The sequence below is a fragment of the Caenispirillum salinarum AK4 genome, assembly GCF_000315795.1.
GTDB classification, from domain to species: domain Bacteria; phylum Pseudomonadota; class Alphaproteobacteria; order Rhodospirillales; family Rhodospirillaceae; genus Caenispirillum; species Caenispirillum salinarum.
Genome location: NZ_ANHY01000043.1, coordinates 1 through 11,056, shown reverse-complemented (window position 1 = coordinate 11,056; position 11,056 = coordinate 1). Strand labels below are relative to the sequence as shown.

The window sequence follows — 11,056 nt, the reverse complement described above, 5'->3', positions numbered from 1 at the left end:
AACCTGAAGGTCGCAGGTTCAAATCCTGCCCCCGCAACCACCGACATTTGAGGCACAGAGGCAAGTTTTTGCCCTGTGCCTTTTTTTGTGCTTTTCGCACAACCTAGGGCTGCCACGATGCGCGCCATCTCGCCATGGACGGTCAGCTTCGCACCGCCGGCATTGCCGTTGGGGCCGACTTCGATGCGCTCGATCAGCCCCTGCACGATGCCGATGGCCTCGCTGCGGAAGTCCGGGTCGTCGAGGAGGGCCTTGAGGCCGCCGATCTGCCGGCGGTAGAGCGCCGACAGGTCGCCGGGAGTCTGCGCCGGCGCGGCCGTCTCCGGCTGCTCGGCGATCGTCTCCCGCAGGCGGGCGCGCTCGGCCTCCAGGGCGAGCAGCCGCTCCTTGGTCGAGGCGGTCGCGAGACCGTCCTCGATGGCCGCCATGAGGTTGCCGAGCTTCTTTTCCACGGCCTTGAGGTCGCGCTCAGCGGACGTGCGCGTCTCGCTGAGCTTGGCCGCCTCGCGGTCGGCCTCCTTGCGGAAGGCGGTGACGAAGGCGGAGAAATGGTCCTCGGTGACGAGCTTGGTCTCCAGGGCCTCCAGGATGCGGCGCTCGGCCTCATGGCGGGCGAGGGTCTTGCTGTTGCCGCAGGTCCCCTTGGTCCGGTGCGTGTTGCAGCCGTAGCGGTCCTTTGCCATGATTACATAGGCGCCGCCACAGTCCTCGCAGACCAGCAGGCCCGACAGGAGGTGCTTGCGGCGGTGGGCCCGGTTCAGCGCGACGCCGCTTTCGGTGCGGGCGATCGCGAAGCTGGTCTTGGTCTGGCGCGCCTTCACCCGGTTCCACAGGTCGTCATCGATGATGCGCAGGTCTGGGACGTCCTGGCGTACCCACTGGTCCTCGGGGAGGACACGACACACGCGGTTGCCCGTCTTGGGGTCCTTCCGGTAGGTGGTGCGGCTCCAGACGATCTGGCCAATGTAGACCGTGTTGTTGAGGAGGCCGGTGCCGCGCTCGCGCTGGCCGCGGATCGTGGTGTCGTTCCACGCACGGCCGCGCGGGCCCGGAATGCTCTCCTCGTTCAGGCGGTGGGCGATCTGACGCGGGCTCATGCCGCTTGCGTACATCTGAAAGATGCGCCTCACCACCTCGGCCTCCTCCGGCACGATCTCCCGGTGGCCGCCGGTACCGCTCGCGTCCACCTTCACTTGATACCCGTAGGCGAGACCGCCGGCAATGCGGCCCTCCCGCACAAGGCCGCTCTGGGCCCGCCGGGTCATCGCCGCGATGTCGGCGAGCTGCGCCTGCGCCATCGTGGCCATGATGCCGACGAGGACGGCATTCTGGCGACCCTGAGCGGTGGTGTGCAGGTCGATGCCGTGAAAGGACAACTGGTCGAACAGCGCCGACCCGTCGGTGAGGCTGCGGCTCAGGCGGCTGATGCTCTCGGTGACGACGACGTCGAACCGCCCGGAGGCGGCATCCGCCATCAGGGCCTGCAGGCCGGGGCGCTTGTGGATTGAGGCGCCGGAGATGGCGCGGTCGGTGTAAACCTTCACGACCGAGCCGCCGTGGGCGGCGACGTACCGTTCGCACAGCGCGGTCTGGTCGGCGATGGAGGTGTCGTTCTGCAAGTCGCTGCTGTAGCGTGCATAGATCGCTGTGCGCATTTCATTTCCTCTTGTGGGAACGGGGGTATCGTTGGCGTGAAGGGGCGCGGCGTCAACCGCCGGCGCGGCCGGATGGCGCGCGGCGGCGGTTGACGGCGGTGCCGCCCGTGGCTGCGATCAGGCGGAAAGGCGGCGGAGCGTCCCGGACGCGTGCCCGGCGGCCTCTTGCCGCAGCGCCTCCATCACCCGGTTGCCGAGGACAACCGGCGTGACGATGGTGTCGAAGATGTGCGTGACGACGGGGACGACAAGGCCGTCGCAAGAGGCTTTGTACGTCTTGTTGTAGCTCGCCAGTTCGATGACGCGCTCGCGCTCCATCAGGCGGTTGAGCTCGCGCGGCGTGTACTTGCGGGCGCGCACGGTGCCGTTGTCGAAGACGAGAATCATCTGCTGCGAGGAGCCGCCCCCGTAGCCGCTGAGACACAGCGCCTTGTCCGTGTAGGCCGTCACCTCGGGGCCGCGGCCGCGCCGCGCGAGCGGGCGGACGATGACGCAGCGCTTCTTGCGGCTCTCCTCCCTGAGCGCCGAGTAGCGCGCCTTGCTGAGGCCTTTAAGGTTCCCCTCGATGTATTTCCTGATCCACGCTTTGGATCGCCAGTAGCGGTCCGGCACATCGGTGTCCAGGATGGACCGGAGGCTCGGCCGAGGGCCTTTGGGCGTCGGCATCTGCAGCCACACCATGGACTGCTGGTAGTCCGCGGGCAGCGCGTCGTACGTGTCGCGAACCGGATTGCCGTGCCAGTGCCGGCTCGGCGTGCCGGTGATCCCCGCCGGGATGTCCTGGTCGTTGCGGATGAACGTGACGAACGCGCGCCGGCGGTTCTGCGCCGACCACTTTTCGGCGTTGACGATCATCGCGCTGCCAAAGTAGCCGCAGTCGATCCCGTCCCGCAGCAGCGCCGCCGCTGTCGTGCGGTTGTTGGCGTGCAACAGCCGGTCGACGTTCTCGATGATGACGACGCGTGGCGGGCGGCCGTCTTCTTTGAGCTCCCGCATGATGCGGATGGCCTCGAAGAGAAGCTCGCCACGCACGTCGTCCCGGCCCGTCTTCTTGCCCGCGCTGCTGTAGCTCTGGCAGCACGGGCTGACCCAGACAACATCGACATCCCGAGGGATGTCAGCGGCTTTCACGCCGCGGATGTCGCGGCAGACGAAGATGCCGTCGCCGTGGCGCGCGGTGTAGGCCTCGCCCTTTTCGGCGTCGATGTCGACAGCCAACGCGCACGCATACGCGGCGGCGGCTCCCTTGGCCGCGGCATGAGCATCGCCGACCCCGCAGAAGCCTTCAACAAGCCCGATGGGCGCGGCGATCCCGGCGAAGCGCAGCAGCGCGAAGGGTACTGCGTGCAGGGCGGCCGAGGCCGCCCCCACCGCACCGCGATCGACAGCGTCCGGCAAAGCCGGCACGGCGACGGGCCCGTTCTCGTTGTCGGCACGGCCGTCGCGGCCGAGCAGCACGTCGATGTGCTGCTGGACGGTCAGTCGCGCACAGGTCGCCAGGGCATGTGCACGCCCCTGGCCGGGCTTGCGCGGAGCCGATGGTGAAGTGCCGCGGCGGCCCCGGCGACCGCTCTTCGGAGCCGGCCTTCCGGTCCTCTTCTCCGGTTCCCCGTCGGGAGCCGGGCCACGGCCTAGCAGCGGCAGGACCACGTGCGTCAGCACGTCCGTGAACATTGGTCGGATGGTGCCTTCCGACGTGCTGCGGTAGGTCTGCGACCAACTCGGCGCGACGTGGTTTTCCGGCCGGCCGCCGAGGCGGTTCAACTCGTCGGTCGACAGCTTGCGGCTGCGGACCCGGCCACTCCGGATCTCCAGCACGACCATCCGCGACGAGCCGCCGGCGGGGCCGGTGATCGGCGGGCACTGCTTTGGGTTCGGGGAGGTCCGGAAGGCGCGCCCCGCATTGTACCCGCACAGGAAGACGGTGCTGCCATCAGCCTTCGTCGCCTGCACGGCCTCTTCGACCAGCCGAGCGGTGCCCGCCGTGGCACGCGACAGGTACATCTGCGTGGTCGCCTCGTCGTGATACAGATCCTCCGCCGCGTGCGCGTCGAGGACCTCGCCCAGCGTCGCAGTTGGTGTGTCCGGCTTGGGGAGGGTGAGAGGCAGCGGCAGGTCGCCGGCGTTGCGGGTGGCGGCGACGGGACGGATGTGGTCCGGCAGCGTGCGGTCGGCCGGCGCAACGACGAGGACGACGCGCGTCTGCGTGTGCGGACCGTAGTCTGCGCCCTCGGCGCGCACCACGTGAAGCGCCAGGCCGTGCTTGGCGGCTTCTTTCTGGAGCCGCCGCAGCAGCGTCCGGTTGCGGGGCGCGAGGATCTTCTTCGGTCCGCAGGCGACCATGATCTCGCACTTATGCTCGGCGTAGAGCTGGAGGAACAGGGTGAACGCGTCGATGAGCGGCTGCATGGGCGAGCGCCTCCGCTCCGGCGTGCCGCTGCGGCTGTCCGCCGTGGTGGCGAGGACGGCCACCTTCGGGAGCATGGTGGTATCGAGTGACTTGACGGGCTCGTCGATGACCCGGTCGACGCGGTGGTTGTCCCGGTACTCGCGGGCCGCCGGCCGGTAGTCCTCGCACGCGACCGCCACGGCGATGCCGAGTGCCTGCAGGCCGGCGGTCATGTCGCCGCCGCTGTCGCGGATCACGATGGCCTGTGGACAGGTGGCGGGAGCCCTGCGGCTGTCGGCCGCTCCGGCCGGGATCGTGGCCGACGTATTGACGGTGTGCGAGGCGATCGTCTCTTGGACTTCGTTCATTTGATTTTACTCTTTCTTGAGACAAACCTCTCCCGTTCCCGCAGCGCTTGCTGCCAGGCGAAATTATCGGGAGGTTTCAGGGGGATGCGCTGGGAGTCAGGCCGCTACGGCCGGACCCTGATCAGGAACACGGGGGCGGAGGGGTGGTGGAATGGGGAAGGCGGCCGCAAGATCGACGGCGATGTTGTAGCCCGAGAGCCGGTCGTGCCGGGGGCGGGCGGGACAGGTCGAGGTGAACAACGAGCATGTGAGTCGTGTCATGGTCCTGCTCCGCCTCAGCCTTCCCGCGCCGGGGGCAGGTCGTTGTCCTGACCGACGGCCGCCGGCGGATGATCGCTCGTTCTCGCGACCACCTGCCGGGCGCAGCGGCGCGCCAGCAGTCGGATCAGGTCGAGCGTGGGGTCGTTGTCGTCAGCCGAGCCGTTCTCATTCGCGTGAGGATTGCTGTAGGTCACGGGTGCCTCCATCATCGGTGGATGGAAGTTAGGCACACCCAATTTTCCAGGCTACGCCAGGTCGGCTACTTTTTTGCTCACAGGAGTGGCCCGCCTCCCCTTTTGATCCCGCTTTGCCGAGGGCGGCGATGTCGCTCCAGACCAGTGTTTTGCTGGGCTCTACGGGTATGGCGGGCACCCCGTGTTGCTGTTCTGAACAAGCCCGAAATTTTTTCCCTGCGTCACCGTTGCCGCCGTATTTCCGACGCTTGCCCAGCCATTTTTTCTGCGCGACAACGCCCGCGCCGCCTGTTGACGCGATGCCAGTTAGCTGGACGACGGACGTGTTGGCGGGCCGCCGAGCGACATGTTGGTCACCTCGGCGCGTTCCTCGGCCTGATGCACCGGCAAGATGCCGTGCAGGGTGGGGCTACGGCGCGTCAGGAGCTTCGGGATCTACGCCAGATTCCGCCGACGCGGCTGGCAGGTGGGTCAGGAGCTTCTCGATCCTCGCGTTCATGAGCGCGACCGTCTGCCGCGCATGCGCGTCGGCATCCGCGCGCGCCGCGGCTTCTTCACGAAGATGCGCCTGGGCCTCTCGCGCGGCCACTTCCGCCGCGTCCGCCCGGTCCTGCGTGCTCCGGAGAGCCGCCAGGGCCGCGTCGCGTTTATCGCCGGCTTGCTGCGCGACTTTATCTGCCGTCGCGGCGCGTTGTTGTTCTTTTCGGAGCGCCCGCTCCGCAGCGCGCCGTGCTTCCGCTTCATCGGCATGTAGATGGTAGGTGCGCTCGGCGGCCTGACGACATGGTTCGGCCGTCGCTGCGTCTTCTGCGGCTGTGCGGAGTGCCGCTTCCCGCGCCTGATGCGCCTCGATGGCGGCCTGTTGCGCCTGCTCGGCCGCTCGCTCCGCCTGGGTGACGGCAGCGACCGCGCGTTCGATCTCCTGTTCGAGACCCTCCAGCCGCCGTTGCAGTTGGGCATGTTCGTCAGCCACTTCGGCGCGGGCGGCCTTCAGCGCCTCCGACCAGACATCCGCGAGCGCGTCCGTGACCAAGGCGGCGGCTTTCTCCGCCGCCGCCTTGGCTGCATTGGTCACAGAGGCAGGGCATCCCGCACCGGCATGAGGCCGCTGCAGCCGGTCGCGGCGCCAGCTCTTCAGGATGCTTTCGATCCGGTCTAGGCGCCCGCCGCCAAGGCGCTGCTGCACGCGGAATGGGCCCACCTCCTCGCCTTCGGCGGCCAAGGCCTCGGCGGCGCGGATGATGACGTCTCGGGGGAACTTCGGAGGGCGGCCCATCTGTGTTCTCCTGCGCGAGCAAACAAACAAACAAACTTATGTGCAGGTGAGAATATCGGCTTTTCCTCGTTCGAGGAAGTTCCGATCGGGGGGATCTCAATGGTGTCCGATAAGGCTGCTTCCTGGACAGCAGGCGAATGGCGCAGTGGTCCCCGCTCGCGCGTCGTTGGACACGATGGTTTACGGCTGTCGGTCCATTGTCCGATCGCCGGTCTTGCGCCGCAGGATGACCCGCTGCCATGCTGCATTGACCAGAAGCTGATCGCAGCAAAGACTAGCGGCCTTATCGCCTTGAGATCGGCGCACGCTCACTTGGCGCCTGTTTGCCTTTAGCAAACGAAGATTTCCGGCCGGCTGTGGCCGGCTGACCGCGGCAATAACCGACGAGACTGCAAGATGGCCGAACCCGATCCGACTAACGATCACCGCTTGCACGGGAACGTGGAGGAAGAGGCCCGCGCCTATGCTGAGGCCATCGTCCGCACGGTGTCCCAGCCACTTCTGGTGCTGGGCGGAGACCTGACGGTCGAGACGGCGAACCCCGCCTTCTATCGCACGTTCCGCAGCAGCCCGGCCGAGACCGAGGGGCAGCGGCTCTACGACATCGGCAACGGCCAGTGGAACATCCCCCGGCTCCGCGATCTTCTCGAACAGATCCTCCCGGAGCAGCGTGAGGTCGCGGATTTCCGCGTGGAGCACGCGTTCCCCGAGATCGGCCGCCGCACCATGCTGCTGTCGGCACGGCGCATGGAGCGGCCGGGGCGCCCCGAGCGCATCCTCGTCGCCATCGACGACATCACGGAACGCGAGCACGCAAGGAAGCAACTCGAAGCACAGAAGGAATTCAGCGACAAGGTCATCGACGCGTCGCGCGAGGCCCTCCTGGTGCTCGATACGGACCTGCGCGTCCACTCCGCCAATGAAACCTTCTACGAGACGTTCAAGGTGGAGCGCGATCAGGCGGAGGGGCGTCTGGTCTACGAACTGGGCAACGGCCAGTGGAACATCCCGCGCCTCCGCGAGTTGCTGGAAAACGTGCTGCCGGACAATGACTCTTTCAACGACTTCGGGGTGGAGCACGATTTCGAGGACATCGGCCATCGGGTCATGCTGCTCAACGCCCGGCGGGTCGACCACCTTCAGCTGATCCTGGTGGCGATCGAGGACATGACCGAGCGGCAGCGCAGCGAGCAGCGCTTCCGCAAGGCCATGGACATCGAAACCGTCGGGATGATCTTCTGGGACCAAGAAATCCGCATCGTCGATTGCAACGACGCCTTTTTCCGCATGAGCGGCTACGACCGCGGCGAGATCGCCGGGCTGCACTGGGCGGATCTGACACCGCCGGAGTTCTACGCGGCATCGGAGAACGCGGTCGCCCAGATCAGGGAGCACGGTCTCGCGACGCCATACGTCAAGCAGTACATCCGGAAGGACGGCTCCCGCTGGTGGGGCCTTTTCGCGCCGCGACGCTTGAGCGAACACGAAACGGTCGAGTTCGTTCTCGACATCACGGAACGGGTCCAGGCGGAGGATCAGCGGGACCTGCTGCTCGCGGAGTTGAACCACCGGGTCAAGAACATGTTCGCCGTCATCCGCGCCATCGCCATGCAGGGCAACGGCCGGCGGACGGCGGCCGAGTTCCGGGACATCTTCCTGGGCCGCCTCGACGCGCTTGTGCGGGCACACAACCTGGTGTTCGAGGGCGAGTGGCGCAGCGTGCCGCTGGATGAACTGGCCAGGGCCGCCCTGAAGGCCTACGCCATCACCACGACCGACAGCGTCACGATCGATGGTCCGCCGGTGAAGGTCGCGCCCAAGCGGGCGCTGTCCTTGAGCCTCGTGCTGCATGAGCTTGCGACCAACGCGGCGAAATACGGCGCGCTCTCGACGCCGGAAGGGCAGATTCACCTGTCGTGGAAAGCCGTGAACCAAGAGGCTGAGCCAACCGTCCATATGGAGTGGTCGGAAAGCGGCGGACCAGCGGTGCACGCGACGCCGGAAGGCGGTTTCGGCACGCGCCTGATCAACCGGATTTTCGACTACGAACTGGGCGGCGAGGTCGCCCTCGATTTCGCTCCGAATGGACTGCGGTTGCGGGCGACGTTTCGCCCGACATGATCGCGGCGGATACAAGAGCGCCTTGATATGACTGAGGACGAGGCCCTTCATGTTCTCGTCGTGGAGGACGAGATGCTCCTCGCGGTGGAGCTTGAATCGGGTTTGGAAGACATGGGACATCGGGTGATGGGCCCGTTCCCCACGGTCCAGCGGGCCTTGGCGCGCCTGGCGAGTGAGATGCCGGACGTGGCGCTTCTTGATGTGAACGTCGGCGATGAAAGGGTGACGCCCGTTGCCCGGGTGCTGTTGGAGGCTGGCGTGCCGTTCGTTCTCGTCACCGGCTACACGGCCCAGCAACTGACGGAACCGGAGTTGCGGGACGCGCCCCGGATCGACAAGCCTGTCGATCGGCGGCAGTTGGAATCCGTGTTCAGGGCGTTGAGGGGGGGGAGCGACGGGTGACTTACTCGATTGATCCCGCTACTGTTTCACGGGCGGAAACGCGCCGGCTGAGCGGGCCGGGCCCCAAGGCATTCCTTAACATCGCGGACGAGTGGGGGCTGTCAGAGGTGACGTCCTCCCGGTTTCCTGGACCACTTGAGGTGAGAAAATTCTCGCTTACCGTGGACGACGAGCAACCGGGAGACGACGATGAAGAGGTCGAACTTCAGCGAGGCGCAGATTGCGTTCATCCTGCGCCAGGCCGAGGAGGGCACGGCGGTTGAAGAGGTCTGCCGCAAGGCCGGGATATCGGTGCAGACCTACTACCGCTGGCGCAAGAAGTACGGCGGCCTGATGCCGTCGGAGATGAAGCGGCTGCGCCAGCTTAAGGAGGAGAACGGCCGCCTCAAGCGCATCGTCGCCGACCTGGCGCTCGACAAGGAGATGCTCCAGGACGTTATCAAGCGAAAGCTCTAGGGCCTGCGCGCAGGCCGACCTCCGCAAACGCATCCGCGAGATCGCGGAGACCCGCGTGCGGATTAAGACTACCGGCGCATCCACATCCTGCTGCAACGGGAGGGCTGGGGCGTGAACCTCAAGCGTGTCCATCGTCTGTACAGGCTGGAAGGGCTGCAACTGCGGGCCAGGGCGCCGAAGCGCAAGGTCGCCGCCAAGCAGCGTGAGACGCGCCCGGTGGCGGCCGCGCCCAACAAGGTGTGGGCGATGGACTTCATGGTCGACCAGTTGTTCGACGGCCGCCGCATCCGCCTCCTGACGATCGTCGATGCCTACAGCCGGCTGTGCCCGGCGATCGACGTGCGCCACACCTACCGTGGCATCGACGTCGTCGAGACGCTGGAGCGCGTCACGGCGGTTCACGGGATGCCCAAGGAGATCCGGGTCGAAAACGGCCCCGAGTTCGTGTCGAAGGACCTCGACCTGTGGGCCTGGAGCAACGGCGTCACGCTGGACTTCAGCAGGCCCGGCAAGCCGACGGACAACGCCTTCGTCGAGAGCTTCAACGGCTCGTTCCGGGCCGAGTGCCTGAATGCTTATTGGTTCCTGAGCCTGGAGGATGCACAGTCAAAATGTGAGGCGTGGCGGCAGGACTACAACACCGTCCGGCCGCACAGCGCGATCGGCCACAGACCGCCGGTCGAACTGGCAAACGCCTCAGGGCAGGCGCGCCTGCCCTGAGGCGTTTCTAACCCGAGATTTTCTCCCTCGGGTGGTCCAAGGTCGGGGAGCGGCTCAGGAACCAACGTCGTCTGCTATCGACCGGCGCAGGTTCAGGGTGTCGTGTCGAAAGATGCCTACGAGATCACCGTCAAGGCGACAGGTAAAGTCGTCGCGCGGAAGGTATTACCGCACTGAGAGGCCGCCGAGGAGGGGGCTCTACATCTTCTCCTTGATGCCCTTGCGGATCAGCCACCAGTTGACGGGGTAGCTGGTCGCGAAGCCGAACCACATGGCGATCTGCATCATGAACCAGAACTCGACGCTGGCGACGTGGAGCTTGGTGTTGAAAATCTGCGCGAAGATCCAGAAGTGGGCGACGATCATGAAGCCGTACATGCCCACCTGCCATGCCGTAAGCGACAGCACGTCGGCCTTCACCGCCTGGATAAGGCCCTGGCCGGGGGACAGGCCGCGCATGGGCTTGATGGTCAGGTACTGGAACAGCACGCCGAAGCCGAAGGCCAGGATGTAGTCGATGATGAAGACGGCGAAGACCTTCTCGGCGAAGATCATCTTCCAGCCGAACCACGTCGCGATCACCGGAAACAGCCACGCCAGCCATTCGGCGCAGATGTCGCCTAGCGTGCAGCCCGAGCCGCAGTGCGTCGTGCCCTTGCCGACCATGACCGGAAAAGGCGTCAGGCGCTTGTGGGGTGGCGTTTCGTCGTTCTGCATGGCGGCGTGCGCTTTTTCGTGCGTCGCCAGCCGGCCCCACTTGTAGTAGGCCCAGACGGCGGCGACGCTTCCGAACAGGGCGGTCACGGGCCACACCACGTTCATGATGCCCATGTGCTGCGGGTGGCGCTTGACGTCGATGGCGATCCAAATCGCGCAGGCAAAAGCGATGACGAGCGAAACGATCGACAACCAGTGCATCCAGGCGGGAATCATGCGTCTCCTCCTTTGTCCGGGGCCGGAACGCCGGAGGAGGCGCTGACGCTCTCAAACAGTTCAGCGAGGGGCGGTCACGTCACCCGCAGCCATGTCATCATGCCGCCGGCGGAGTGCTCCAGCATGTGACAGTGGAGCAGCCATTTCCCCGGTTCCTCCGCCACGAAGGCGATGCGCATGGTTTCGCCGCTGCCCATCAGTTCGGCGTCGCGCCAGGGGGCGTCCGGAACCGGCCGGCCGTTGCGCTCGACGATGCGGAAGTGGTGGCCGTGCAGGTGCAT

At 66.4% G+C, this 11,056-nt stretch carries 8 protein-coding genes and 1 pseudogene; 3 read left to right on the top strand and 6 right to left on the bottom strand.

Annotated elements, in window-relative coordinates; translation table 11 throughout:
- From C882_RS22415 to C882_RS24285, 4 genes are all read right to left on the bottom strand, one after another.
- The coding region (locus C882_RS22415; protein WP_043647300.1) for a recombinase family protein at positions 1-1,655 on the bottom strand (1,655 nt) is incomplete at its 3' end.
- A gap of 117 nt (positions 1,656-1,772) precedes the next feature.
- On the bottom strand, positions 1,773-4,412 hold the full coding sequence (locus tag C882_RS22410) for a DNA cytosine methyltransferase (RefSeq protein WP_043647298.1): 2,640 nt from the start codon (positions 4,410-4,412) through the stop codon (positions 1,773-1,775).
- Between the two features lie 275 nt (positions 4,413-4,687).
- Complete coding sequence (locus C882_RS22405; RefSeq protein ID WP_009542979.1) at positions 4,688-4,867, bottom strand: hypothetical protein; 180 nt, start codon at positions 4,865-4,867, stop codon at positions 4,688-4,690.
- A gap of 409 nt (positions 4,868-5,276) precedes the next feature.
- Positions 5,277-6,143 carry a DNA-binding protein gene (locus tag C882_RS24285; protein ID WP_083876163.1) on the bottom strand — a complete coding sequence of 289 codons (867 nt, stop codon included), beginning with the start codon at positions 6,141-6,143 and terminating at the stop codon, positions 5,277-5,279.
- Positions 6,144-6,539: 396 nt separating this feature from the next.
- Here C882_RS24285 and C882_RS23730 point away from each other — a divergent pair, with 396 nt between their 5' ends.
- The 3 genes and pseudogenes from C882_RS23730 to C882_RS22375 all read left to right on the top strand — a co-directional run bounded on the left by C882_RS23730 (position 6,540) and on the right by C882_RS22375 (position 9,842).
- Complete coding sequence (locus C882_RS23730; RefSeq protein ID WP_009542976.1) at positions 6,540-8,264, top strand: PAS domain-containing protein; 1,725 nt, start codon at positions 6,540-6,542, stop codon at positions 8,262-8,264.
- A gap of 27 nt (positions 8,265-8,291) precedes the next feature.
- On the top strand, positions 8,292-8,666 hold the full coding sequence (locus C882_RS22385; RefSeq protein ID WP_043647293.1) for a response regulator: 375 nt from the start codon (positions 8,292-8,294) through the stop codon (positions 8,664-8,666).
- Between the two features lie 189 nt (positions 8,667-8,855).
- Positions 8,856-9,842, top strand: a pseudogene (locus C882_RS22375) (IS3 family transposase).
- Between the two features lie 198 nt (positions 9,843-10,040).
- On the opposite strand, the gene C882_RS22370 reads toward C882_RS22375, so the two are convergent.
- Together C882_RS22370 and C882_RS22365 are read right to left on the bottom strand one after the other, a co-directional pair.
- Positions 10,041-10,775: a DUF4396 domain-containing protein gene (locus C882_RS22370; protein ID WP_009542972.1), complete on the bottom strand. Its 735-nt coding sequence runs from the start codon at positions 10,773-10,775 to the stop codon at positions 10,041-10,043.
- Positions 10,776-10,849: 74 nt separating this feature from the next.
- Positions 10,850-11,056, bottom strand: a 207-nt coding sequence (locus C882_RS22365) for a multicopper oxidase domain-containing protein (protein ID WP_009542971.1), incomplete at its 5' end; no start/stop codon positions are given.

What these genes read in the sequence shown, in the direction of transcription:
- C882_RS22410 (WP_043647298.1), bottom strand. Translation starts at nt 4,412, where the DNA reads ATGAACGAAGTCCAAGAGACGATCGCCTCGCACACCGTCAATACGTCG.
- C882_RS24285 (WP_083876163.1), bottom strand. Translation starts at nt 6,143, where the DNA reads ATGGGCCGCCCTCCGAAGTTCCCCCGAGACGTCATCATCCGCGCCGCC.
- C882_RS23730 (WP_009542976.1), top strand. Translation starts at nt 6,540, where the DNA reads ATGGCCGAACCCGATCCGACTAACGATCACCGCTTGCACGGGAACGTG.
- C882_RS22385 (WP_043647293.1), top strand. Translation starts at nt 8,292, where the DNA reads ATGACTGAGGACGAGGCCCTTCATGTTCTCGTCGTGGAGGACGAGATG.
- C882_RS22370 (WP_009542972.1), bottom strand. Translation starts at nt 10,775, where the DNA reads ATGATTCCCGCCTGGATGCACTGGTTGTCGATCGTTTCGCTCGTCATC.